The following is a 23,664-nucleotide window of genomic DNA, read 5'->3' as shown; positions in this document are numbered from 1 at the left end:
ACTTTCTAACGTATTGCTTTAGCATCAAATAATATTAACGACCTCACTAACGCTATCACTACTATCTGCTTACTGTCAGAGACTAAGGTTAAGTACAATGAAGCATAAACAAACAGCTAAAGTCCCTACCAGTCGCTTATCCCGATTTTCCTCCTTAGGAGGGCTAGCATCTCGCCTTGCTGGTAACGTATTAGTAGAGGGGGCTAAAAGGCTTAGCCAAGGTCAGAAGCCGTCGTTAAATGAATTAGTGATGACCCCCAGTAACATTACTCATATGGCGGACAAACTTGCCGAACTTCGTGGCGCTGCGATGAAGGTGGGTCAAATGCTGTCGATGGACTCTGGTGAGCTATTACCAAAAGAGTTGAGTGATATTCTGTCACGACTGCGCTCTGACGCTAAGGCGATGCCGCACAAACAATTGGTCACTTTATTAAAAACAAGCTGGGGGAACGATTGGCTAGACCCTTTCGCCCATTTTGAACTTAACCCTTTTGCAGCGGCATCAATTGGTCAAGTGCATTTAGCCACGTTAGCATCAGGCGAAAAACTGGCAGTCAAACTGCAATATCCAGGGATCCGTAATAGTATTGACAGTGATATCGACAATGTTGCTGCGATACTTAAATTGTCTAAGCTTATCCCGAGTAACGTTCAGTTTGACCAACTGTTAGCTGAAGCAAAAAAACAACTTCATGTTGAAGCCGACTATCAAAATGAACTCTCCATGTTGCAATGTTTTCAATCTCTTATTGCCAACAATGAGATAAATGCGGATGAATTTATTGTTCCTACTACCTATCCAGTACTTTGTAATCAAAATATTTTAGTGATGGAGTTTATCGATGGACAAAGTATTGAGTCCATCAATACGCTAGAGCAAGTGACCAGAAACAATATCGCCACAAGACTACTGAAACTATTCTTTAAAGAGCTATTTGCTTTCAAGCTCATGCAAACAGATCCCAATTTTGCCAACTACCAATACCAAGCTGAGTCTGACAAATTAGTACTGCTTGATTTTGGTGCTACCCGTGCAATTCCAAGCGCGCTATCTGATCAATATAAGCAGCTTATGGCTGCCAGTATTACTAACGACAGAAAAACGATGGGAAATGCGGCTCAGAATATCGGTTTTTTCCAAGACGCGATAACTAAAGAGCAAAAGTCTCTGGTGTTAGATATCTTCTATCTAGCTTGTGAGCCATTACGCTTTGAAGGGGATTATGATTTTAGTGACAATACATTAGCGAAAAGAATAAAGCAGGCAGGCATGTCAATGAGCATGGATCGTAACGAATGGCATAGCCCACCAGCAGATGCGATATTTATTCACAGAAAGCTAGCAGGCTTGTATTTACTAGCATCAAAAATAGGCGCTAAGGTCAACGTAAAGCAGTTGTTCGAAGCACAGTTACAGGCATCCCCTTTTACGATTGATACTTAATCTGACGCTCCGCTTTGAGCAACTCTTGGCCTTCGGTAATCGCCAATACGGCTTTTGATTTGAATTCACGTCGGTACAAAGTCACCACCACAAATATGCTAGCGGCAATAAACAGTAACGGGTGAAAAAACCAGCACAGCGCTGCCATTGAAAAATAGTAACAGCGTAAGCCGTAATTATATGAGTGAGCGGCTTGGTCTTGCACCACTGCCATCTGTTTTGCATAGCGACGTAGGTTTTCATTACGCCCCTCTTTATCATAAGGCGCGGCGCCAATCATCACATTGAGAAATCCATATTGGCGCATCGACCAAGTAAATTGGAAAAAGGCCATGATAAAGATAAAGGTTAACACCCCCAACTTGACTTGCACCAGTGCATGATTAGGATCTGCTGCATAAGGGATCGTTGCAATAATCACTTCCAACCGCTCAACCTGAGCAAAGAGGGTTAATACACCCGCAAGCACTAACATCGTCGTAGAAGCAAAAAAAGAGATATTACGCTCTAGGTTGGCTAGCAGTGCAGCCTCACCGACTCGGATCTCTCGACTGATCAACTCATACATCCAATGAATACGATGTTGATGCAAACAACGGGCAATACAATTAGTGGTTTTAGCCTTACTTTTAGCAAAGTGGGCATAGCCGACCCAACTAAAAATAAAGGTCATAATTGCAATAACATCTAATACAGAAATAGTCATAACACTCTCATGAGCACCGAATGAAAAATAGAGAACGCCCCTCACTAAACTGGGACATGCGTAGCAGCAAGATTAAGCCGTTAGCTTACTTTCTAGATCTGCACTCACTATTTTTAGCGCTGCAAGTGCAACTTCAGGTGCAATATTATTTGATTCTAAAAGGAAAATAAGGTCCACCGCCAATTTAACTTCAGCTGGCGCAGCTGCCAACCCTGATTCATTATTACCATCACTCACACGTTAGCCTCTGTCATTCTATACCTAGCTTAAGGTGTTCTATTCTATCGTGATTAAGATCAAAAAACAGATTTGATGAAAATGAAATACGTAATATAAATCACGCTGACAGTTACATCTTGCAGACATTCATCATCCCAAAACTAGATGAACGAAGCTAGATGGATTAGAAAGCCTTTTTATTCCAGACAAGACAAGTAACATCTCTAAGATAGCAGCAAAGCTGCCTGCACGCTTAGCGGATATTATCATGCTTGTAAGGCATTCATTCTTGCCAGCATGAGCATCCAGCGCCCTAGAACATTCAAATAAGGCTTTAGTATGTTGACTGCAATAAAAAGCATAATCAAGCGGCCCAATTTCAGGGGCGATGGCAGCCGCTATTTTGTACAAAGACTAAACTCCACGACCTAAAACGTAAAATTAACAGCTAAATTTCTGTTTAATCGTGTAAAAGATTAATCGCTCATAAATATAGGCACCGAGCGCGCACAGAGATAGTATCTTTCGCTTCCACATTACTTGTTGCCTAGATATACTCATTACTAATAAGCACTATCAATCAACAATACCAACAAAATACTTAAGGTGACGCCCGATGGCAAAGATGGATTTCTCAGTAATAAATGACACCACAGCTAAATCTTTTAATGAGCAAAAGAATCTTATTAAGCGAGTGTTCAAGGGAAATACCGTACTTTGTCAGACTTGCAAGCAAGTACTAGAGATGAAGTTACCGGTTAAAGGCCAAGACAAAACCGTTTCAGGGATCCGTTGCAAGAAGGGTTGTACTGATATCGAACTTGATATGGAAATCATTCTATAAAGGGTCAACATCGGCTGAATGAATAAATAGTTAGGCTGCTCTGATCCACGGTTCAATTTGGATTATTAAGCAGCCTAGTTAAACCAACATTTGGATTAGGTTTCTATCTCTTAAAGCTCTAAAACTGGTAAGTGATCCCCAAGCCAAAACCACTAGATGCCATATCAAATATAAAATCGTTATCATCATAATCAACGTCTATATACCTAAAGCTATATTTCAGCGCCCAATTTTCTGATAAATCTTGATTCATGGTTAAGTTTAATGACCAAGAGAAATCAGAACCAACGCCAAAACCTGCTACATCTGCACGGCTTATAAGATAGAATCCGTCACTAAAGCTCCACTTATTTTTAATACCGATAAGCGGATCATACCAATCATCACCAAAACTTGGCTCACGACGCTGTTCAAAAAAACTGACTTCCAACTTATTACTGATATCGATAACCCGAGCGCCAGCAAAAGCATACCACTCAATATTAGCTTGCTTTGAAAAACGGTAAGCAACCACTATATCGAGCATTTTTTGCTTCGCTGTCAGTTCAGCTGAAGCAAAATCAGTCTTGGTATCATATTTAAGTTTCATGTAAACCAAGTCAATCCCAAACTGCCAATTACCTTTGTTCGCTTGAAAATTCAATAACACTGCACCGTCTAGATTTTCAAATATCTCACTAAATGACATATCCATATCAACGATGATAGGGATGCCATTTTCATCGACATAACCGGTTTGACCTTGCTGATTAACAAGCCATAAATAGGGGGTAACTTCAAATGCCCAAGTTTCGGCTTTTGCATTATGACTCGCTAACAAAAGTGACATTAATAAGCATGACATGAGTGATTTAAATATAAGCGACTTAAACATAGACATTCCATTTCCATTCAGTCTGTAATCAAAGATAGCCAATATCACTAAGTCAATAACGGTTTATGAATAGCCTAACCTACTATTCTTAAGATTATGAATTAACGCTGTATTAGCTAGTAACAAGCCTAGTAGAATTTTTAGATATTACCCATATCGCCAGCATTTATTTACGAAAAAATGTCGTTGCCCATGTTTTCCTATTGCCAATCGTTGTTAAAGATCTTAAGTATTAGCATTCAAGACTGCCTTACTCGCCCATTAATGGTGATGGCGGTTTTAATACTCAATAATAGTGAGCTCGATACCGATACCGTCAAGGTGACAAAGATAGCCACTAAAATAACGATTTGGTACTTAATGGCAATAAGAGGATCTACGCCACCTAAAATCTGCCCAGTCATCATCCCTGGTAGTGTCACTAAGCCTGTCGTTGCCATTGACGCAAGTATCGGCGCAAAAGATTGTTGCATTGCTGATTGGACAAAAGGTAGCGCGGCTTGGTAGGCCGTAGCCCCTAATGCTAATGCTCCCTCATATTCAGTTTTTCTATCTTCAAAAGCACCAAACAAACGCTGCAAAGCAACGATATTGCCGCTCAAGCAGTTACCTAACAGCATACCCGCTGCCGGGATCAGGTATTGCGCGCTATAAAGAGGTTCAGGTGCTAGCAAATAAACAATCATCAACCAAAGCACTGGAAATAAGCCTAATGATAAACCGGCTAGAACAGGGAGATAGAGTAACTTACGCGACAACTTTGCCTTGCTCACGATGGCACTGGCACCAATGAGTAGCATCAATAATAACCATAATAGATTGACCGATAAACTATTAAGTTCAAACAGGTATTGCAGATAAACCCCCACTAGGACGAGTTGCACCATCATACGCGCCACTGCACTTAGCATTTCTTTGCTTAGCCCCAGCTTGAAATAACGTTCGATACCAACAGGGACGACCAAAATAATCATAAAACTTGCCAATTGCCACCAGCTAATATCCATACAGCTCTTCTATTAAGTTTTGAAACAGCAATAAGGCAATATAATCGCAATGGACAGTTATAGGTAACTAATTCAATAAAATCATCTAAAAATAATGACTAGGTTTAATATGGGATAATGGCGACGCTTCAACGCTATACTCATTAACGAAAACAACAAACTAGCGGCAAATTAAACACGCATTAACACCATCTCAGTCACACTTTTAACATCGTCAATTTGTATAATTAGTTTTGAATTCAAAAAAACTTGATCAATATCTAATGAATTCGTTTTGCGCCTTGGTAGACTCTGGCCACTTTTCGATATTAAAAAACTTGAATATGAAACAACATCTACGTGAGCGTTTCCTCAAATATGTCAGTTTTAACACTCAATCTGACGGCCAACACTATAGTGTTCCAAGTACTCATAACCAATTTGTATTTGCCCAATTTCTACGTCAGGAGTTAGTCAGTTTAGGCTTTGATGAAGTGCAACTTTCAGATAAGGGATACTTAACGGCCACGGTACCGGCAACGATTGATAACGTCCCCTGTATTGGGTTTATCGCTCATTTAGATACCGCACCAGATTACTCTGGTGATGCAGTTTCTCCACAAATCATCGAAAACTATAATGGTAAAGACATTGATCTAGGCTTAGAGGAAGTTCTTTCTCCAAGCCAGTTTGATAGTCTTAATCAATATGCTGGCCAGACACTCATTACGACCGATGGCACAACATTGCTCGGCGCTGATGATAAAGCCGGAATTGCCGAAATTATCACTGCGCTACATCACCTCATCACTCACCCTGACATCCCTCACGGTAGAATAAGACTTTGTTTTACCCCAGATGAAGAGATTGGGCGTGGTGCAGACCATTTTGACGTCGAAGGTTTTGGCGCTGAATGGGCCTATACCGTAGATGGCGGTCAAGTTGGCGAACTAGAATATGAAAACTTTAATGCAGCAACCGCAGTCATTACCGCTACAGGTAACAATTGTCACCCAGGCACCGCATTTGGTGTAATGATCAATGCCCAAACGATGGCCGCTCGCTTCCATGCTAAAATGCCATTAAAAGACACGCCTGAATATAGTTGCGATTACGATGGTTTTTTCCACCTTATCGGCATGGAAGGTGTCACCGAAAAAGCAACACTTACGTATATCATCCGAGACTTTGATTTAGCCCTTTTTGAGCAGAGAAAACGCTGGTTGGTCGACTTAGTTGAGAAATATAACCAAAACCTCTCCATTGGCCAGCTATCTATTGAGTTACAAGACTCTTATCTCAACATGAAGCAGCAGATCTTACCTCATCCACATATTATCGATATTGCTAAACAAGCAATGAACAACCTTGATATTGAGCCCATCATTAAGCCCATTCGCGGCGGTACCGATGGTGCTCGCCTTTCATATATGGGATTACCCTGCCCCAATATTTTTACCGGCGGGCACAACTTCCACGGCAAGCATGAATATGTCTGTCTCGAATCAATGGAAAAAGCCAGTCGAACGCTCATTGAAATAGCGAGATTGACGGCACTAGAGCAAATGCTAAATTAAAACACCTGCAAGGTGATTTAACACTGTCACGATCAAAACCTAAATGTGGATTAACTCAAGCTTAATCCACATTTAGGTGCTGTATTATCAAACCTCACGATCGCTATCTATACCCGTTCTACCTGAAGATGCAGGATTCAGTGGGGGTTTAATCAAAGCATTGATTACAAGGAATGGTCGCTCCATTGGTAAAATCATTAATGTAGAGTAAACCCCACTCTTAATATAAAAAGCATACCCATCGGAGAAGGCGTTGTGCAAGCCCACTTCGTTGTTGCACTCACTTAAAAGGGAATAAGCCATTGACAATAAGTCAGGCAAATACTCCTGGACACGCATTTAGCGCTACCGTAGTGCAAGTCAATGATATCTTTGCCCAAGGTGCAGTCATGCCATCGGGCATCTAATAAAGCCGGAACAAAATGCTCAAGCAGGGCATAGCTAGTTAAAGTCGAGCTAAATCAGCCAGAGTTAATTGCTGATATGCCTTTATCTGCTGGTACCGATGCACATGTGGCTGTCTACTCGCCTAACTGGAAAGCATTTTCAATTATCCGAAAGTCATTTTGCGTATGCAAAGCTGGCAAGGTTGGTTGTTTGAAGGCTAGCCTAAATTCTACAACACTCAAAGTACAGTGATCTCATCAGGTCTATTCCAATACAAAACTCGTTATTAATTTAATGAGTTTTGTATGGTTGTAGTGACTGATGCATAAGCGTAATCATGCAGACAAGATTAAGGGATTCAAATCCAGCTCGTTTGCCCTTAGACTGCAAGCTAACCATTTACGATAGAGACGTTATTTAATGAATGCTGCAATCATTGGCGCAACAGGTTTAATTGGTCGGCTACTTCTGCAAAAGCTGATCGATTCAGCGGCCTACAACAAAATTTTAGTCTTTGGTCGCCGTGAAGCTACGTTTGCAGCATCATTAGCAACTGAAGTCATATTCATCTCCTGCCAATTATCACAATTACCCACTGTCACTGTCGGCGAAAAAATAGACCATGCTTTTTGCTGTTTAGGCACCACGATCAAACAAGCAGGAAGCCAGCAAGCATTTATCGCCGTAGATAAAACGGCTGTTATCGACTTTGTGCAATTATGCCATGCCAGCACTAACCTCGTAGTGACGGCACTGGGTGCTGACGCCCAATCAAGTACCTTTTATAACAGAATTAAAGGTGAAACCGAATTAGCCTTAGCCTTAGCGTCTACGCTAGCCACTAACGAGCAAGCCAAAGGCGCTATCGCCAAGCTTATTTTATTTCAACCGAGCCTACTTTTAGGGGAGCGCTCTCAACACCGACCGCTTGAATCATTGGGGCAATCTGTTTTCAACCTCGTTTCTCCGCTGTTTATCGGGCCTTTAAAACGTTATCAACCCATCTCTGCCAACAGTGTGGCAAGTGCCATGTTAACGATGGCGCTCAACCCTAAAAAGTTATATCCAGTTAATTCAACTAATTCAACGATGGCTGAACGACAGGTGATAAGAGTTCACAACGAAACCATGCTGTGAATATCTATATTTACAGGTTTTATGGAGCTGATAGGGTTTAAATCAGTACAAGATAGATTAGAATGCTTTCCCATTCTCAAACCTAACATCACACATGCAAATGAAAATAAGCCAGCGACTTAGAAAGATAGCCACCATGGTGCACAAGCACTATGACCACATCTGGGATTGTTGCTGCGATCATGGCTTGTTAGGCGCTAAATTATTGGATAACAACTGTGCTGACACCGTCCATTTTGTCGATGTGGTGCCTGATTTAATGCAGGAGGTTTCAGCAAAGTTAGAGCGCTTCTATCCAGTAACTGACGGCAAAGAAAAGCGCTGGCAAGTTCACTGCATCGATGTCGCTTTGTTGCCAATAGCTGATAAAAAGCAATCCCAACTGATCATTATTGCCGGCGTAGGTGGCCAGCTTTTAATTGAGCTAGTACAGGCCATTTTGGCAAAGTATCCGCAGCATTCGCTTGAGTTTATCCTTTGCCCTGTGCATCACATCTTTGAGGTTCGCAAGGCATTAGCCAAACTTAACCTTGGGTTAATCGACGAACATCTTATTGAAGAGAACCAACGCTTCTACGAAATTTTGCATGTATCGACGCAATCTCAACAAGCGGTTTCGCTGGTTGGCAATAAAATGTGGGATTTAACTCGCCTAATTGATCAACGTTATTTACAAAAAACCTTAGCCCATTATCAACGTACTCAAGTGGGCTTATTAAAAAAACCAAGCCTAGATGAAGTCCAAAAAAATGAGATAACGCAGATCATCAACGCTTATCAAGCATTACAACCTCAAAGCTGAAATGAGCAATATAACGACCATCATTAAGGTCATAATTGATAGTGCATGAGGCTATCATCTGCACTCTTTTGTAATGGTAAGACTCACAACACAGTAGCTGTACATCTTAACCATTAAGCATGACCTGATAATTAATATTATCGGTATTAGCAACCTAACCCTAAGTGAACTATGCGCCTATTAAAATCCACCATTCACCCCGAACTCGCCTCACTTGAGGGCAAGCGATTCCATCGCCAGGCTGCACGCGGCATTATTCTTGATGGCGAAAATATTCTCATGCTATACACCGAGCGCTATCATGATTACAGCATCCCTGGGGGTGGTGTCGATGAGGGTGAAGATCTGCGCCAAGGGCTAGTGAGAGAGCTTGAAGAGGAGACCGGTGCACAACATATCGATATTTTAAGTGAATTTGGCTGCTATGAAGAGTTTCGACCTTGGTACAAAGATGACTTTGATTTAGTGCATATCGAGTCATATTGCTATGTTTGCACCATTCATCCAGAACTGGGTGAAACTCGACTTGAGCAGCATGAGATCCAAAATGGCATGCGCCCTCTATGGATTAATATTCACCAAGCCATAGCTCACAATGAACATACCATTGCCAATAGTCCTAAAAAAGGCATGTCGATAGAACGTGAGACATACCTGTTAAAACTCATTGTAGAAGAATTGCTTTAGGCTTTGAATAACGGTTCTAAATAGCAATGAAGAACCGTCACCTTAACAGTAAGCGCTTAACTTAAGTCAATTTAGCCTTGATCCCGTTTTTCAATCGCCACTTCAAGGCGCTTTATTTCCCGCTGAATGGCGTTACGGTTCATTTCATTGAAGGTCCACATCTTTATCGCTATCTGCATCATACTGCTCAATAACAGTGTCACGCCCCACTTAATTAACGCAGCTTCGCTCTCTACAACGAAAAAGAATTGATAGCCCGACCACAACATTAACCCACTGAGTAACACGGCGATAAAACTCATTAATATCATCCAGCCGCCGAGCCGTCCCTTGTAAGCATCTCCTAGCATCCCAAACAGTGTTGGGTCCTGGCTGCGTGTTGCATTAACTTGCTGTTGCTCTCTTGCCAATTCTTGACGAATTTTTTTGTCGATATTCATATTAGTTCTCCTGCTCTATCTGTTGTTTGAGCATTTTTCTAGCCCGAAATAAACGAGACTTAACGGTGCCTATTGGGACCTCTAGTATTCTTGCAATATCAGTGATGCTAAATTCTTGTAAATAAAACAGGTATAGCACCTGACCTTCTACCAGTGGGATCTGTGCTAATAATGCTTTAAAGCCATCGGTACTATTATTAGCGTTAACCTCATCGCTATCATTCGAAATCGGCGCTACGACCTCAATATTTTCAATGTTTTGATAATGCTTTTGCTGTTTAATTAAATCCAGAACTTGCCAACGTACTAACTTGAACACCCAAGCATTAATCGTGGCTGGGTCCTGAATTTTATGGATAGTTCTCGACAGCTTTAACAGAGCCTCCTGCACCGCATCTTCAGCCAAATTAACATCCCCAGCCACTTTGACTGCAAAGCCTATCGCGCTCGGATAGAAGTGATGACATAAGGCAGAGAATGACTGCTGACTACCCGCTTGAGTTTCAAGTACCCACAACTCAATTTGCGCTTGCTGCATCGTGTGATCATCTCTCCATTAGCCCATTTGTATTAAAGACGATAGATATTGATAAAAGGTTCATTTAGAAGTTGAGAATAGTCTTTCTAGCTGAACAAGATGAAAAGGTATGACAGGGTGAGACATTAGCCCTGTATCGAAAAGATTCGATACAGGGCTGGTTCTTTGATAACCAGCCAGTGAATAAGAAGCTGTAGGTCTGAAAATAAAAAAGGGAGCAAAAGCTCCCTAATCACATAGCATCAGCTTAGAAATAGACAAATAGATTAATAATCATTGCGTTAATAATGTCGATAAAGAAACCACACACTAACGGTACAATAATAAATGCCCTGTGCGCCGCGCCGTACTGTTGCGTTACCGCCGTCATATTCACAATTGCGGTCGCAGTTGAACCCAAAGTCACCCCGCCAAAACCAGAGCAGATCACTGCGGCCTCGTAGTCTTTGCCCATAAAACGAAACACTACAAAGATAGTAAACACCACCGAGAGGAACACTTGCAGCGTCATAATCACCGAAATGTATAATAAACTTCCCTCAAGTTCCCAGATCTTCAGACTCATCAGCGCCATGGTTAAAAACATACCAAGACAAATATCTTGAATTAACGATAACCCTCGCGAAGCATCTTCAATATAAGTTATGTCTTTGTTCTTACGTCGATTCAATATCACTCGACCTAAATTACCGATGATAATACCTGCGAGAAGACAAGCGACGAACATCGGCAGTTTCAGACCCGCTTCTTGCATCGCAAGATCAATAAAGTAACCGATAATAAGCGTCACGTTTAGCCATAACCAAGCACGTAACACACCAAAATAATCGACCTTCATATGTGCAGTATTATTTTGATGGCTGGCACCAATATCGAGTTCATCGTTATTATTAGCTTTAACTTGATGGCGCTTCATTAAGTAAGCAGCAATCGGACCACCAATAACACACGCTGAAATAAGCCCTAATGTATTTGATGCAATACCGAGTTCACTGGCGTTAACAATCCCTAATTCTTCAACAAACGTCGGCGTCCAAGCCATAGCGGTACCGACACCCCCTATCAATGCGATAGAACCTGACATCAAGCCCGCTTTAGGATCTAAACCAAACAAGGTCGCAACACCAACACCGGTAAAGTTCTGCAGAAATATAAACACGCTAGCTAAGACGATTAAGATGAGTAAGGGCTTTCCGCCCTTTAACAGCGTCGCAAAATCGGCTTTCAGACCAATTCCGGCAAAGAAGTAGAGCAATAAGGTATCTCTAACGGCTAGGTTAAATTCAATCTGAATATCAAATGCGTAATACAGTATCCCCACCGTAGCAGCACAAGCAAAGCCGCCAACGACAGGCTCAGGAATACTGTACTTACGTAATAATTCATAACGAGAGATAATTGCCTTACCAATAAATAAAGCAATAATCGCTAATGTGAAAGACACAAAGTCCTTTATTTCAACTAGTTGTGGTTCCATAAAACAGGTTTCCTCCCAACAAACATTCAAATTCTAGACTATAGATACATCGACTCTCAGGCGAGATAAAGTGCTTTAACAAATGGCTCCTCTAAAAAAGGCGCTTAATACCAAACCTAACACGTTTCAACTTGATAACAATAGCAACCCGCAACAAACCAGTAACACTGACCACTAAATGCAACTTTGACGATTAACCTATCCACTGCTATCCCAAAAAAGACCAAAAAAAACGGCCTTGCGGCCGTTTGTTATTGAGTCTTTTATTTCTCAGGTTGAGGTGGATAGTTTTGCAATAACGCACCAATGGCGATATTAACGACTTCCACTCTCTCTTCTGGCGTATCTTTATCGCGCATAGTGTCAGCCACTGAACCACGCCACACCAACTTGCCTGATTTTGTATCAACGAAGTCTAGAATCAGGGTTCCGACTTCATATTCACGGACCGTAGTTTGAGTATGCCCAACTCCGCCCATTCCACCCCGACCCCAACCAGCGCCATAATAAGGGTTGTAGCCATAATTGGTATTGAAGGTGTCGACATTAATCTTCTTGTCGACTTTAGTGAGGTAGTTCACCAACACATCCGCTTTATCAGCACTAACCATGCTCAGCCCTTTTAGCTGCAGCTGATCATTAACCGCAGCGCGCACACGCTGATCCATTAACCCATCGAGGTGATATGTCGCATCAGCGGTCTTTTTCTCAACCCAAGCATAAGTTTTAACATCAGTAAAATTTACGGCTGGATCATAGTCAGAGCTCGTTTTAAGGGAGCTACAAGCACTCAGTGCTAATGCAACGATAATTACCAATAACTTGTTCATGTTTTCTCCATCCACGCTTAAAGGCGTTCAACATTGTTTAAAGAAGCTTACATAGCAATCTATTAATCTACAACTCAATTTTAGAAAATACTCCGCTTGTTCAGCTTGACTTAAGCCTTTAACTTAATGATAATGATTATCAATCACTTTCTTGGGTTTTATTATGCTTTGGTTTATTGTTGCACTCACGGTTGCGAGTATTATGTTTCTGTTAACCCCAGAAAAAGTGGTTGAGCGGACTGAAAGCACCACCTCATTCTTGGATAAGTTCAGTCAGCATTCACTGCTCGTTTTGCCCGTCACCATATTAACCTGGATGGTAGTGGCCATAATGAGTGCTCCTGTGACACCTTTTGCAGGAACAGCCATCGGCTTTGTACTGACCTCATGCGCCGTAGCGCTACCACAACTGCATAAATATCTGGCCGTCATTGCGAGTTTAACCTTTGGCGCATTACTGATAGAACTGGCGTTATATTTGTAGCTGTCAGTAAGTAAACTCTCTTAGTCGATAACGCGTTTTTTGTACTCGTTATCCGCTGAGATAGATATCCTCTTTTTATCACTCCCGCTTCAACGTCATCTTTGTTAAACTAGCTCAATCAGTAAATCACTAATCATACTTATGAAATCCGATCCTAATGTCTCATTAGTTTATAGCACCGATTGCGGTAGAATCACTGCAGATAAAGCCCCTCAAAGCGCACCTCAGGGTGACGGTATTGTCAGGATCCATAAAGACAGTAAGGGCCGAAAAGGCAAAGGCGTTTCAGTGATTAAAGGGCTAGGCCTGTCAGAGAAAGATCTTAAAGCACTCGCACAAAAATTAAAGAAGCAATGCGGTTGTGGCGGCACGGTTAAAGACTTTTGTGTTGAAGTTCAAACTGATAATAGAGAACAACTTAAAACACTTATCGAAAAGCTAGGTTACACAGTCAAGCTAGCTGGCGGCTAGTCGCTTCTGTACAAAGGATGTTTTATGGATAGCTTACAAAACAATTTACTTATCGCGATGCCTTCTTTAACTGACACTTTTTTCGAGCGCTCACTGATCTACATCTGCGAGCATGATGAAAAAGGTGCCATGGGCATTATGATTAATCGACCGAGCGGCATTGTCGTCGATGAACTTCTGCTGCAGATGGAATTAACCGAAGAGCCACAGCCTGTGACATCGCTAGGGAAAGAGGTTCTCGTCGGTGGGCCCGTTAACCCTGAACGCGGCTTTGTTTTGCATACCCATCAAGATTGTTGGAGCAACAGTGAGCAAATTACGGATTCGTTGATGTTAACGACCTCACAAGATGTTCTCAGCTGTTTAGGTTCCGATAAAGCACCTGAAAAGTTTGTTATCGCACTGGGTTATGCCGGCTGGACACGAGGTCAATTAGAGCAAGAGCTCGCCGACAACGTGTGGTTATCGGTTCCTGCAACACCCGCTCTTTTGTTTGATGTTGAACATGAACTCCGCTGGCAGCAAGCAGCAGAATCTTTAGGTTTTGATATCTGGCAACTGTCTAATTTAGCAGGACACGCTTAAGCTGTAACCACAGTAATGGAATGTAATATGAGTTATCAGAGTGTATTAGGGTTTGATTACGGTACAAAAAGTATCGGCATTGCTATTGGGCAAGAGATCACAGCAAGCGCACGTCCGCTAATGTCAATAAAAGCCGTTGACGGTATTCCTAAGTGGGAAGAAATTGGCAAGATTATCACCGAATGGCAACCAGACCTTATCGTCGTAGGCTTGCCACTCAATATGGACGGTACAGAGCAAGAAATCACACTTAGAGCCAAGAAATTTGGCAATCGGCTCAATGGTCGTTTCGGTATAAAAGTAGTGACTCAAGATGAGCGATTAACAACAGCCGATGCCAAAGCAAGGCTGTTCGAGATGGGTGGCTATAAAGCGTTAACTAAAGGACAAGTCGATGCGATGTCTGCTGTGCTCATTATCGAAAGTTACTTTGAGAACCAGCATGGCTAGAGTCATTCATCGCTAGCCACCGAATTAACAGTCATCAAACTCAAATTAATCAAAGTAAAAAGCAGCTCATTAGCTGCTTTTTTCATGGAAGAACCGGTATTAAACACACATTACAGTTACTCTTTTGTGTTAGGTTCTTTGTCTTTTTGGCTCTCTTCTTGCTGCTTCAGCAACAACTCAAGCTTTTCTTTTTCCTGCTGCGCCTTTATCTGTTCCTGAGTTACTTTATTTTCCCACTCAGGCTCCCCTTCCAATGGTGCTTTGGCATTAACAGACATAGACAGGACTAACAGACATGAGGCGCAGATAACATGACTCAAGAATATGACATTTTTCATTATTACTTCCCTGTAGTTTAGAGCGACGTCCTGAAGCTCTTTATTCTGACTTGCCTTATAAACATATCAGGCTTTGCAAGAAAATCAATAACTCCAACTACACCATTTCTTATCGTGCATTCGATTTATCGCCTATGGTTGATGTAGACTCGATAAGACATAAAAAATGCCGAGATAGTTAACTATCTCGGCATTATTATTCAGGGTTAATCACTAGCCAGCTTTTTTATACTCAGTATAAGCTTCACCTTCGGTTAACCATTTTGGCGCGGGCTTACCCTTTAGGTAGTGATCAAAATATTCCATCATGCGAATACTATAATCGAGCTTATTTGGGTATTTTTTAAGATGATGTGGTTCATCTTGGTATTGAAGCAACACCACATCTTTTCCGGCACGGCGCATCGCCAGATACATTTCAATCCCTTGCTCCCAAGGTACCGCATCATCTTTATCACCAAACATAATCATCATCGGCGTTTTAATGCGCTCAACGTAAAATACCGGTGAATTTTCAATATACTTCTGTGGCGACTTAAATAAACTCTCACCAATTCGGCTTTGGCCAGTTTCATACTGGAACTGTCTCGCTAAACCACTACCATGACGAATACCACTATAAGCACTTGTCATATTCGTCACTGGAGCACCGGCTACCGCCGCTTTAAAGATATTGGTTTTAGTCACTGCAAATGCGGTTTGATACCCCCCCCATGAGTGACCTTGGATCCCGACAGCTTGCGGATCCGCAACGCCCATATCAATAAGATGCTGTACGCCTGAGGTTAATGCTTGCACTGAAGAATCACCTGGATAACCCACTTCAAAACGGATATCAGGTAGGAAAATGGCATAACCATTATCAGCAAACCAAGCAAAGTTAGGGCGATGGTTAATTTTCATTTGTGGGAACGCATGCAATCTATCACTCATAAAGCGATAGAAATAAACGAGCACAGGATAACGTTGCCCTTCGACATAGTTGGTTGGCTTAATCAGCACACCATCTAACGGTTTTCCATCGCCATTGGTCCAATGAACCAACTCCGATTTACCCCAGTTAAATGCACGCTTCTGTTTATCAAGATCAGTTTGACGAGTCGCCTTTTGTGGCGATTCGTACTGTGCAGTATAAAGATCTGGGAACAGATCATATCTCTCTTTAGAGAATACAATCGTCTTGGCATCTTCACTGCGTGCAAGCACCTTCAACTTATAATCGCCAGCGATCAGCTTCGTCACACCCGCAGTGCCAACCTGAGCTTGATAAAAGCCATCACCTTTACTGATATCACTGTAACCTTGCAGCAGCACTTGTGCATTATTAGCTAGAACGCTTGGGTAACCTTTATCATCAACTAAGCCCTCTAGACGATATTGGATCCCCGCTTTACGCCCTTTGCCCGCCGTTAAATTAAAGGCCTCATAAGAGAGCGTGTTCAACTGCCAGATATCATATTTATCATAGATTAACAGGCCTGAATCATCTGCAATCCAAGGACCAAAACCATAACCGGGTGCATTAGATGGATAATCGTGATCTTCATCAGCAAAAGAAACGTCTAAGTTTTTAGTGATATTGATGCGTCTGTCATTGGCGACTTCATACAGGAAAACATTTCCTTGCTGGTAGTAAGCAACAAACTTTTCGTTTGGTGATAATTCAGGTTCCGCATCGCTGCTTTGCTGGGTTAACACCGGGATTTTATGCCCCGTATTTAAATCTACCAGATAAAAGTCTCGATAAAATCCCGCCCAGGTGATCATCTTTCGATATGGCAGGTCTGAGCTTGCGAGTACAAAACGAGTCTGTTGTTCAACTTCCATGTCGGGTATTTGAAGATCGGCAAGCTGAACCAAATTGTTCCCAGCCACGTGTAACACGGCAAGATACGTGCGTTTCAGCTCTTTCTTATACTGTTTTACTTCATGAGGTTTTATACGTGGGTCATCACCGTGCCAAACACGTAATTCTCTCTCGCCAGTAATGATATCTTGATTATACAGGTCAGCTTCTTTTTCAACTTTTGCCAATTCAATTTGTTGACTAACTTGTGGCACGCGGCCAAAAAACAAGCGCTGACTATCATCCGAGAAACGCAGTGTTGCGTATCGATTCAAAGTCCATTCTTTCGACGTTGGTGTTGGCGTGACTTTTCCAGACGCGATATTGAATAGAGATAATCGATATTCTCGTCCAAAAGGCGCTTGTCGAGCATCACCCGCTGTGAAACCTAAATACTGTCCATCATCACTCAATGCCACTGAGCCCAGCTGTTGCTGTTTCAAACGGTGTACTATTTTGGCGGTATTGTCAGCCAATGACACCAGTCTCAGTTCGTGCTTATCAACAGCGAAATTATTAATGGCTAATGCAAAGTGTTTACCTGACTTATCAAAATTGAACGCGGTTACATCTTTAAACGTTATGGATTTCAAATTACTAAGCGACACAAGCTCAACAGTGGTGCCTTTATCATAGTCATCGACTTTGCTGTCTTTTTTACTCGTTTTAGGCTTATCTTTTGCTTTAGCGTCTTTTTTCTTATCTTCCGCTTCATACCAAATGGCAATATGTGAGCCCGTATCGTTGAATTTAAACGATTTAACACGTTCATAACGAAGCTCAACGCCAGTGCTAGTATCAACTAACACCATTCCTGACTTTAATTTCTTCTTCTCTTTCGCTGACGCCATTTCAGACGCGAGTAAAGGCACTTTATCAACAAAGGCGACGTAACGACCGTCATGACTCACCTTTGGCTTAGTGCCGCCTTTTACACTAAACTCTTTTTTAGTGCTGAGGTTTTTAACGAGGCCACGGCTATCGCCTCTATCCGGAGAGACTTCTACTGCCAGTGTTTTCCCCGTATCAGAGATAACCGGTTTACTAAGCGATTCAAATCGCATTATATCATCGGGAGTAATAGGAGAGGCAGCAGCAAGCAAACTTGCAGGCAATAAACTCGCTGTAAATAACAGCAATGATTTACTCGGTAATAACGTCAAGGTCTTCCTCATTATTATATTGATATTGGGAGCGATTACTCTTTCGAGTTTAGTTTTTGTTCGTCTCTTTATGATAAAAAATAATGGTTTTAGTACATCATTCACTACCCATTTCTGTCATAAAAGAATAACGGCGTTGAAACGAGCCCGTAGGGCCGCACTTCTTGTTAATTTTCGTGGTGTTGTGGGCCATTGTGGAAAACGACGAAACGACCTAGCCTTCGCCTTGCCAAAATAGCCAATAAACAGCGATAAAGACAACCATGAAAGGTAAACAGCCCTTAGACTAAAGTAGACTTTTTTAACCTTTAGCGATCAATCATCCTCATAAGCAGTGATTTATGCAAGTTACCCTACAGAAAAAAACGTGAGATTGCTCACTAAATCCTGTGAAAAGTGTTTAAAAGTGTTTAAAATACGTCGCACAAAAAGAAAATAATACTAAGGCATGTTGTTCTTCCTTTTTAGGAAGCTGTTGCCCTTGAATAAATGCTGGAGCTATATAGAGGTTATTGAGTCCAAATGGGCCTCAATCGCTGATAAAGCCAGTATTTCTTCAAGTGCAGCATTTACAAACAACAAGTCTTAATTCACTTACTGTGTCTTACGACATGGTCAGACAATTGCAGTAACGCCGCAGCGCGGTAGGACTATCCATGACAAAAAGAACTATAACCGTAATCCCAGGTGATGGGATTGGCCCAAGCATTATCGATGCAGCGATTAAAATTCTCGATAAAGCGGGTTGTAACTTTGAGTATGAATTTGCTGATGCAGGTTTAGTTGCTCTCGAAAAGCACGGTGAGCTATTACCTCAACGCACGTTAGATTTGATTGAGAAAAACCGTATTACGTTAAAAGGCCCTCTAACAACGCCAGTGGGTGAAGGCTTTACCTCTATTAACGTCAGCCTACGTAAGCAATTTAGCTTATATGCCAACGTTCGCCCTGTACTGTCTTTTAAAGGTACTCAAGCACGTTATGACAACATCGATATCATTACTGTTCGTGAAAATACCGAAGGTATGTATTCAGGTTTAGGCCAAACTGTTTCTGATGATGGTGCAACAGCTGAAGCCACAAGTATTATTACCCGTAAAGGTGCTGAGCAAATTAGCACTTTCGCTTATGAACTCGCACGTAAAGAGAACCGTAAAAAGGTCACTATCGTTCATAAAGCTAATATTATGAAATCGACTTCAGGTCTATTCTTGAAAGTGGCACGTGAAGTTAGCTTGCGTTACCCAGACATCACCACTGAAGAGATGATTGTCGATGCAACTTGCATGAAACTCGTGATGAACCCAGAGATCTTTGACGTTATTGTTACCACTAACTTGTTTGGTGATATCTTGTCAGATCTTTGTGCAGGTCTTGTGGGTGGTCTAGGTATGGCTCCTGGCGCAAACATTGGTAAAGATGCCGCTATCTTTGAAGCTGTACATGGCAGTGCGCCGGATATTGCTGGTAAGAACCTAGCAAACCCAACATCGGTGGTCCTAGCGTCTATCCAAATGCTTGAGTACTTAGGCATGTCAGATAAAGCAGAGCTTATCCGTAGCGCAATCACTGCTGTAATTGCAGAAGGCGACCGTACGACTCGCGATCTCGGTGGTACTCACGGTACAACTGACTTCACACAAGCGGTTATCGAACGTCTTTCATAAATAGACTTTTCATGCGCACCGCGCACTAAAAAGGCCCCAAGTGTTAAACACTTGGGGCCTTTTTTATTAAGCAGACTAAACAAAATTAGTTACGAAGATTGGGCCGGCTTTAGGCACAAATGCACGGTGACTTCGTCACGGTCATGATAAAGATGCTTAGCTGCAATACTAAAATCTTTAATACCATTCTCTTTCAAAATATCTGCCATCGTTGCCAATATCGTCGACACTTCTTTATAACGCGTCTTCATTGGCAACTTTAAGTTAAATATTGCTTCCTTAAACCAACCGTTAATCGCCCAAGCTTCAACGAGCTCTGCAACACGTGCTGGCTTTTCAATCATATCGCAAACCAACCAAGAGATGTTCTTTCTCGGAGGTTCAAAACGGAAACCATCGGCTTGATAATGCTTTACCTGGCCTGTTTCCATTAATTTTTCATCCATTGCGCCGTTATCAACAGCAGCAACGAACATACCACGCCTGACAAGTTGATAAGTCCAGCCACCAGGGCAAGCACCTAAATCAACCGCTCTCATACCACTACTAAGACGAGTCTCATGCTCTTCTTTAGGAATAAAGTGAATAAAGGCTTCATCTAGCTTTAAGGTAGAACGGCTTGGCGCATCGGCTGCTACCTTAAGACGCGGGATCCCCATAAAATAAGGAGAACTATTATTACTTAACGACAAACCAACATAGGCTTGTCCTGGTCCGACAAAACAGACATGGATTATAGGCCGTTTAGGATTTTCTTTGTCCAGTAAGGTACCCGACTTTCTCAGCGCCTGTCTTAATGGCACCGTAAACTTACGGCAGAAATTAGACAGCTCTTTTGCTTCGTTAGTATCAGGCGTTTCAACGCGTAGTTCACCCGCGTACTGGATGCCAGCTAAGGCCTCAACAATCGGCGAGATACGGTCTTGCTCTGGTAATCCCTTCAACAGTGCTTTGGCGGCAAACATCTGTCTTGCAAAAATCAATGAATCCAAACTGATCTTCTTCGCCAGTATTTCAGCATCGCCCGCTTGGAAGCACTGAAAAATAACATAGGCATCATTGGTGTTGGTTTTAACAAATCCACCAATATCGTGCTCTGCAGCACGCACTTGGATCTCTGCCGCGCAATCTTTCTCATAACCAGCACGGCAAAATAAAAATAGGTTTATCATTGAATTTCCTGAAGATAACAAATAAAAATAGCGGCCAACAAAGTTGCTGCCCGCTATTTTACACTTTTACGGCCCACTAGTGTACTGCCAGTGTGCTAATGCTTAACGGCCGTCGATTTTTCAGTGCTGTTTGTGCCACTGTTTACGGGCTATTTGGGTAAGGCGATACTATACAGCTTAGTGATTCTGCCCACTAATTCTACAACACAGCAAAAATAGTCAAGTAATGCGGTTCGGAGGCTTGGTTTAAATGCTGCTCATATTTTGCAACCACAATACGTTATGAATGCTTCGATTAAGCCGCTAAGCGAAGCATTCATATTTTTGTACTAAATCATTATTGTCTCTATGAAAATAATCGAATCGAACTCGGTTCGAAAGACCAGCCCCCCTCGCTTAGTCGAGCTCTTTTACTCTGTTACGCCACACGGCCACAGCAATAAGTAACCAGCCCAGTAGCAAGCACACTCCGCCTAATGGGGTAATGGGACCGGTCCATTTAGCCCCTAACAACGCATAGAGGTATAGTGAACCGGAAAACAGCATGGTGCCTACAATAAATAGGTAACCTGCCCAATCAAGCAAACGAGATTTAAGCCAATGACCCGCAAAAGCCACTGCGATTAACGCAAACGTATGGTAGAACTGATACTCCACACCAAGGTTAAAAATCGCAATCATCTCTGCCGTCGTCACATTCTTAAGGCCGTGAGCAGCAAAAGCCCCCAGCGCTACCGACATAAAACCACTCAACGCTGCCAACAATAAAAAACCATTACGCATTTAGCCTCCTAAATATCATCGGCATACAAGCCGAGAGAAAGATTAAGTTTACTGCCATCTCAAAGCATTACGGTTTAATGAATGCCTGAATAAGTGAGATAGCTTGATCTAGGTTAGCGGTTAGCGTGGTGCCTGACGACTTCCTTGGTTTAAAACTATGATCGCCATCCGTTAACCAATGCAATTGTACTTTGTCCATCACCGGCCAAGTCTCAACCAAGCCCTTATGACCAAATTTATCTCGCTCACCTTGAATAACTAATATAGGCGCACTGCACTTCTCGATGGGCTCTAAACGGGGCTCACCGCCTTTTAACGGAATAAATGGGTAACCTAAGCAAACAACGCCATCAACAGCGAGACTCTCAGCCAGGATGGCCGACATGCGGCCTCCCATCGACTTACCGACTAAATAGATTTTTCGAGGCTTAAATTGGTGCTTTAAAATGCTCAGTTGTAACGCATAGTCAGCAATCAGTTTCGGAGCTCTATCTGGCGGACGGCGTTTACCGTCAATAGCATTGGCGCGCATATAAGGGAAATTGAAGCGGGCAATATGTAAATTACCGCCATCACCAAGCGCTAGACCGTTCGCCATGGTGGTCATAAACTCATGATGCATATTGGCGCCAGCACCGTGGATCAATATCACTAGCGTATCGCAATCACTTAGTTTTTCGGTGCTACAATCAGGCTCAAGCAGATATTGGCTAGCATCAAATGCCAGCTCCTCAATACCTATCTCAGCCACCGCGGTTGTCAGTCTGCCATCTAAGTAAGCTTGCTTTAAATTATCATGTAAGGAGCTCACTGCGGGTCTCCTCTTCAAACATGTCTAACATCCACTCTCTAAAAGCAGCAACCTTACCTATCTCGGCATGATTCTGTTGGCTGACTAGGTAATATGCATTTTTACTGACTAGAACCTCAGGGAACGGACATACTAGACGACCGGCTTTAATATCTGGCCTTGCCAGTACACTGAAGCCTAGCGCCACACCTTGACCATGAGCAGCAGCTTGCAACACCAAAGAAGAATGACTAAATATGGGACCTTGGTTCACATTAATATCAGTAATTCCACATTGTCTAAACCATGCCTGCCAAGATTCGCGGCTAGAGTCGTGTAACAAGGTATGATTTTTCAGATCGCTGGGCTTTTCTAACGGCTTAGGACCATTCAATAACATCGGTGAGCAAACCGGAATAAGCACCTCATTACGTAGCTTATCAGCACGCATTCCGGGCCAGTTCCCTAAGCCATAATAGATGGCCACATCGACGTCATCAGTTAAAGAACCGTCTTCATTATCAACCGCTTTAATTCGCACATCGATATCAGGATTTTTCTCGGTGAATTTTGCTAAACGAGGTACTAGCCATTGAATGGCAAAACTCGGCGAAGTCGCTACAGTCAAGGAACCGATGGCACTTCTGGCAAGTAAACGGTCAGTCGCATCGGCAAGCTGTGTAAAGATATCTTTGATATCAAGAAAGTATCCTTGCCCCTCTTCTGTTAACAGCAGCGAGCGGTTTTTACGTCTAAATAACTTGAGCCCTAAATATTCTTCTAATGCCTTAATTTGATGACTTACTGCCGCCTGAGTAACAAACAGTTCCTCCGCCGCGCGTGTAAAGCTCAAATGCCTTGCTGCTGCCTCAAATGCTTTGACAGCATTAAGGGGGGGTAGTCGTCTAGCCATAGTGATCAACGTCTCATTTTTGGATTAGTTTTTCTAATGCTCATTGTTACA

The 23,664-nt window shown here is 42.3% G+C and carries 25 protein-coding genes; 11 read left to right on the top strand and 14 right to left on the bottom strand.

The genetic code is table 11. The features are described 5' to 3' along the window. Nucleotides 1-97 precede the first annotated feature (97 nt). The gene (locus CXF82_RS05295) at nt 98-1,447 is read left to right on the top strand and encodes an ABC1 kinase family protein (RefSeq protein WP_102043775.1); all 1,350 of its coding nucleotides are present in this window, start codon (nt 98-100) and stop codon (nt 1,445-1,447) included. On the opposite strand, the gene CXF82_RS05290 is transcribed toward CXF82_RS05295, so the two are convergent. Both CXF82_RS05290 and rsmS read right to left on the bottom strand, forming a co-directional pair. Next, nucleotides 1,431-2,153, bottom strand: a complete 723-nt coding sequence (locus tag CXF82_RS05290; RefSeq protein ID WP_101092681.1) for a DUF599 domain-containing protein — start codon at nt 2,151-2,153, stop codon at nt 1,431-1,433. The two genes, CXF82_RS05295 and CXF82_RS05290, sit on opposite strands and share 17 nt — an antisense overlap. Nucleotides 2,154-2,225: 72 nt before the next feature. Continuing rightward, complete coding sequence (rsmS, locus tag CXF82_RS05285) at nt 2,226-2,390, bottom strand: pleiotropic regulatory protein RsmS (RefSeq protein WP_101092680.1); 165 nt, start codon at nt 2,388-2,390, stop codon at nt 2,226-2,228. 598 nt (nt 2,391-2,988) lie between these two features. Here rsmS and CXF82_RS05275 point away from each other — a divergent pair. Further along, nucleotides 2,989-3,216 carry a hypothetical protein gene (locus tag CXF82_RS05275; protein WP_101092678.1) on the top strand — a complete coding sequence of 76 codons (228 nt, stop codon included), beginning with the start codon at nt 2,989-2,991 and terminating at the stop codon, nt 3,214-3,216. A gap of 118 nt (nt 3,217-3,334) precedes the next feature. Here CXF82_RS05275 and CXF82_RS05270 read toward each other — a convergent pair whose 3' ends face one another. Then, a complete protein-coding gene (locus tag CXF82_RS05270; protein ID WP_145991656.1) occupies nt 3,335-4,096 on the bottom strand; it encodes an outer membrane beta-barrel protein in 762 nt (253 codons plus the stop codon). Between the two features lie 233 nt (nt 4,097-4,329). Further along, on the bottom strand, nt 4,330-5,097 hold the full coding sequence (locus CXF82_RS05265) for an ABC transporter permease (protein ID WP_102043774.1): 768 nt from the start codon (nt 5,095-5,097) through the stop codon (nt 4,330-4,332). 323 nt (nt 5,098-5,420) lie between these two features. Here CXF82_RS05265 and pepT point away from each other — a divergent pair, with 323 nt between their 5' ends. The 4 genes from pepT to CXF82_RS05235 all read left to right on the top strand — a co-directional run bounded on the left by pepT (nt 5,421) and on the right by CXF82_RS05235 (nt 9,666). After that, nucleotides 5,421-6,653, top strand: coding sequence for a peptidase T (gene pepT, locus CXF82_RS05260; RefSeq protein WP_102043781.1), 1,233 nt, complete (start codon nt 5,421-5,423; stop codon nt 6,651-6,653). 807 nt (nt 6,654-7,460) lie between these two features. Then, nucleotides 7,461-8,177 carry a Rossmann-fold NAD(P)-binding domain-containing protein gene (locus tag CXF82_RS05245; protein ID WP_102043772.1) on the top strand — a complete coding sequence of 239 codons (717 nt, stop codon included), beginning with the start codon at nt 7,461-7,463 and terminating at the stop codon, nt 8,175-8,177. Nucleotides 8,178-8,277: 100 nt separating this feature from the next. Then, complete coding sequence (locus tag CXF82_RS05240; RefSeq protein WP_101092863.1) at nt 8,278-8,979, top strand: tRNA (adenine(22)-N(1))-methyltransferase; 702 nt, start codon at nt 8,278-8,280, stop codon at nt 8,977-8,979. A 171-nt stretch (nt 8,980-9,150) separates the two neighbouring features. Further along, nucleotides 9,151-9,666 carry an NUDIX hydrolase gene (locus tag CXF82_RS05235; RefSeq protein ID WP_102043771.1) on the top strand — a complete coding sequence of 172 codons (516 nt, stop codon included), beginning with the start codon at nt 9,151-9,153 and terminating at the stop codon, nt 9,664-9,666. Between the two features lie 71 nt (nt 9,667-9,737). Here the strand turns inward: CXF82_RS05235 and CXF82_RS05230 are convergent, their stop codons facing one another. The 4 genes from CXF82_RS05230 to CXF82_RS05215 all read right to left on the bottom strand — a co-directional run bounded on the left by CXF82_RS05230 (nt 9,738) and on the right by CXF82_RS05215 (nt 12,951). Continuing rightward, nucleotides 9,738-10,106 (bottom strand): DUF6768 family protein, encoded by a 369-nt coding sequence (locus CXF82_RS05230; RefSeq protein ID WP_102038786.1) that lies wholly within the window; start codon nt 10,104-10,106, stop codon nt 9,738-9,740. A gap of 1 nt (nt 10,107) precedes the next feature. Further along, nucleotides 10,108-10,644, bottom strand: a complete 537-nt coding sequence (locus CXF82_RS05225; RefSeq protein ID WP_102043770.1) for an RNA polymerase sigma factor — start codon at nt 10,642-10,644, stop codon at nt 10,108-10,110. 247 nt (nt 10,645-10,891) lie between these two features. Further along, nucleotides 10,892-12,121 carry a sodium/glutamate symporter gene (gene gltS / locus CXF82_RS05220; RefSeq protein WP_101092671.1) on the bottom strand — a complete coding sequence of 410 codons (1,230 nt, stop codon included), beginning with the start codon at nt 12,119-12,121 and terminating at the stop codon, nt 10,892-10,894. Nucleotides 12,122-12,384: 263 nt separating this feature from the next. Beyond that, nucleotides 12,385-12,951, bottom strand: coding sequence for a DUF4136 domain-containing protein (locus CXF82_RS05215; RefSeq protein WP_101092670.1), 567 nt, complete (start codon nt 12,949-12,951; stop codon nt 12,385-12,387). Nucleotides 12,952-13,114: 163 nt separating this feature from the next. On the opposite strand from CXF82_RS05215, the gene CXF82_RS05210 reads away from it, so the two are divergent. The 4 genes from CXF82_RS05210 to ruvX all read left to right on the top strand — a co-directional run bounded on the left by CXF82_RS05210 (nt 13,115) and on the right by ruvX (nt 14,941). Continuing rightward, nucleotides 13,115-13,435, top strand: a complete 321-nt coding sequence (locus tag CXF82_RS05210; protein ID WP_101092669.1) for a hypothetical protein — start codon at nt 13,115-13,117, stop codon at nt 13,433-13,435. A 141-nt stretch (nt 13,436-13,576) separates the two neighbouring features. Then, nucleotides 13,577-13,906 (top strand): stress response translation initiation inhibitor YciH, encoded by a 330-nt coding sequence (gene yciH / locus CXF82_RS05205; RefSeq protein ID WP_101092668.1) that lies wholly within the window; start codon nt 13,577-13,579, stop codon nt 13,904-13,906. Nucleotides 13,907-13,930: 24 nt separating this feature from the next. Continuing rightward, nucleotides 13,931-14,491 carry a YqgE/AlgH family protein gene (locus CXF82_RS05200; RefSeq protein WP_101092667.1) on the top strand — a complete coding sequence of 187 codons (561 nt, stop codon included), beginning with the start codon at nt 13,931-13,933 and terminating at the stop codon, nt 14,489-14,491. Between the two features lie 27 nt (nt 14,492-14,518). Continuing rightward, entirely contained in the window at nt 14,519-14,941 is a 423-nt protein-coding gene (gene ruvX / locus CXF82_RS05195) for a Holliday junction resolvase RuvX (RefSeq protein WP_101092666.1), read from the top strand. A 116-nt stretch (nt 14,942-15,057) separates the two neighbouring features. Here the strand turns inward: ruvX and CXF82_RS05190 are convergent, their stop codons facing one another. Continuing rightward, on the bottom strand, nt 15,058-15,279 hold the full coding sequence (locus CXF82_RS05190) for a hypothetical protein (RefSeq protein WP_102043769.1): 222 nt from the start codon (nt 15,277-15,279) through the stop codon (nt 15,058-15,060). A gap of 213 nt (nt 15,280-15,492) precedes the next feature. Then, complete coding sequence (locus CXF82_RS05185) at nt 15,493-18,288, bottom strand: S9 family peptidase (protein WP_180961172.1); 2,796 nt, start codon at nt 18,286-18,288, stop codon at nt 15,493-15,495. Nucleotides 18,289-18,944: 656 nt separating this feature from the next. On the opposite strand from CXF82_RS05185, the gene CXF82_RS05180 reads away from it, so the two are divergent. Next, on the top strand, nt 18,945-19,955 hold the full coding sequence (locus CXF82_RS05180) for an isocitrate dehydrogenase (protein WP_101092663.1): 1,011 nt from the start codon (nt 18,945-18,947) through the stop codon (nt 19,953-19,955). An 89-nt stretch (nt 19,956-20,044) separates the two neighbouring features. Here the strand turns inward: CXF82_RS05180 and rlmM are convergent, their stop codons facing one another. The 4 genes from rlmM to CXF82_RS05160 form a co-directional block, all read right to left on the bottom strand. Beyond that, nucleotides 20,045-21,127, bottom strand: a complete 1,083-nt coding sequence (gene rlmM / locus CXF82_RS05175; RefSeq protein ID WP_102038790.1) for a 23S rRNA (cytidine(2498)-2'-O)-methyltransferase RlmM — start codon at nt 21,125-21,127, stop codon at nt 20,045-20,047. Nucleotides 21,128-21,523: 396 nt separating this feature from the next. Further along, nucleotides 21,524-21,910: a DUF423 domain-containing protein gene (locus tag CXF82_RS05170; RefSeq protein WP_101092661.1), complete on the bottom strand. Its 387-nt coding sequence runs from the start codon at nt 21,908-21,910 to the stop codon at nt 21,524-21,526. A 67-nt stretch (nt 21,911-21,977) separates the two neighbouring features. Further along, nucleotides 21,978-22,613, bottom strand: coding sequence for an alpha/beta family hydrolase (locus CXF82_RS05165; RefSeq protein ID WP_257982736.1), 636 nt, complete (start codon nt 22,611-22,613; stop codon nt 21,978-21,980). Between the two features lie 91 nt (nt 22,614-22,704). Next, nucleotides 22,705-23,613, bottom strand: coding sequence for a transcriptional regulator GcvA (locus CXF82_RS05160; RefSeq protein ID WP_102038791.1), 909 nt, complete (start codon nt 23,611-23,613; stop codon nt 22,705-22,707). Nucleotides 23,614-23,664 lie beyond the last annotated feature (51 nt).

Origin of the sequence: Shewanella sp. GutDb-MelDb (genome assembly GCF_002836075.1) — a bacterium.
GTDB lineage: Bacteria > Pseudomonadota > Gammaproteobacteria > Enterobacterales > Shewanellaceae > Shewanella.
The sequence above is the reverse complement of the archived record's forward strand: the minus strand, read 5'-3'. Positions and strand labels throughout refer to the sequence as shown.

Coding starts and splice junctions, on each gene's coding strand:
- CXF82_RS05295 (WP_102043775.1), top strand. CDS start 98: ATGAAGCATAAACAAACAGCTAAAGTCCCTACCAGTCGCTTATCCCGA.
- CXF82_RS05290 (WP_101092681.1), bottom strand. CDS start 2,153: ATGACTATTTCTGTATTAGATGTTATTGCAATTATGACCTTTATTTTT.
- CXF82_RS05275 (WP_101092678.1), top strand. CDS start 2,989: ATGGCAAAGATGGATTTCTCAGTAATAAATGACACCACAGCTAAATCT.
- CXF82_RS05270 (WP_145991656.1), bottom strand. CDS start 4,096: ATGTCTATGTTTAAGTCGCTTATATTTAAATCACTCATGTCATGCTTA.
- CXF82_RS05265 (WP_102043774.1), bottom strand. CDS start 5,097: ATGGATATTAGCTGGTGGCAATTGGCAAGTTTTATGATTATTTTGGTC.
- pepT (WP_102043781.1), top strand. CDS start 5,421: ATGAAACAACATCTACGTGAGCGTTTCCTCAAATATGTCAGTTTTAAC.
- CXF82_RS05245 (WP_102043772.1), top strand. CDS start 7,461: ATGAATGCTGCAATCATTGGCGCAACAGGTTTAATTGGTCGGCTACTT.
- CXF82_RS05240 (WP_101092863.1), top strand. CDS start 8,278: ATGAAAATAAGCCAGCGACTTAGAAAGATAGCCACCATGGTGCACAAG.
- CXF82_RS05235 (WP_102043771.1), top strand. CDS start 9,151: ATGCGCCTATTAAAATCCACCATTCACCCCGAACTCGCCTCACTTGAG.
- CXF82_RS05230 (WP_102038786.1), bottom strand. CDS start 10,106: ATGAATATCGACAAAAAAATTCGTCAAGAATTGGCAAGAGAGCAACAG.
- CXF82_RS05225 (WP_102043770.1), bottom strand. CDS start 10,644: ATGCAGCAAGCGCAAATTGAGTTGTGGGTACTTGAAACTCAAGCGGGT.
- gltS (WP_101092671.1), bottom strand. CDS start 12,121: ATGGAACCACAACTAGTTGAAATAAAGGACTTTGTGTCTTTCACATTA.
- CXF82_RS05215 (WP_101092670.1), bottom strand. CDS start 12,951: ATGAACAAGTTATTGGTAATTATCGTTGCATTAGCACTGAGTGCTTGT.
- CXF82_RS05210 (WP_101092669.1), top strand. CDS start 13,115: ATGCTTTGGTTTATTGTTGCACTCACGGTTGCGAGTATTATGTTTCTG.
- yciH (WP_101092668.1), top strand. CDS start 13,577: ATGAAATCCGATCCTAATGTCTCATTAGTTTATAGCACCGATTGCGGT.
- CXF82_RS05200 (WP_101092667.1), top strand. CDS start 13,931: ATGGATAGCTTACAAAACAATTTACTTATCGCGATGCCTTCTTTAACT.
- ruvX (WP_101092666.1), top strand. CDS start 14,519: ATGAGTTATCAGAGTGTATTAGGGTTTGATTACGGTACAAAAAGTATC.
- CXF82_RS05190 (WP_102043769.1), bottom strand. CDS start 15,279: ATGAAAAATGTCATATTCTTGAGTCATGTTATCTGCGCCTCATGTCTG.
- CXF82_RS05180 (WP_101092663.1), top strand. CDS start 18,945: ATGACAAAAAGAACTATAACCGTAATCCCAGGTGATGGGATTGGCCCA.
- rlmM (WP_102038790.1), bottom strand. CDS start 21,127: ATGATAAACCTATTTTTATTTTGCCGTGCTGGTTATGAGAAAGATTGC.
- CXF82_RS05170 (WP_101092661.1), bottom strand. CDS start 21,910: ATGCGTAATGGTTTTTTATTGTTGGCAGCGTTGAGTGGTTTTATGTCG.
- CXF82_RS05160 (WP_102038791.1), bottom strand. CDS start 23,613: ATGGCTAGACGACTACCCCCCCTTAATGCTGTCAAAGCATTTGAGGCA.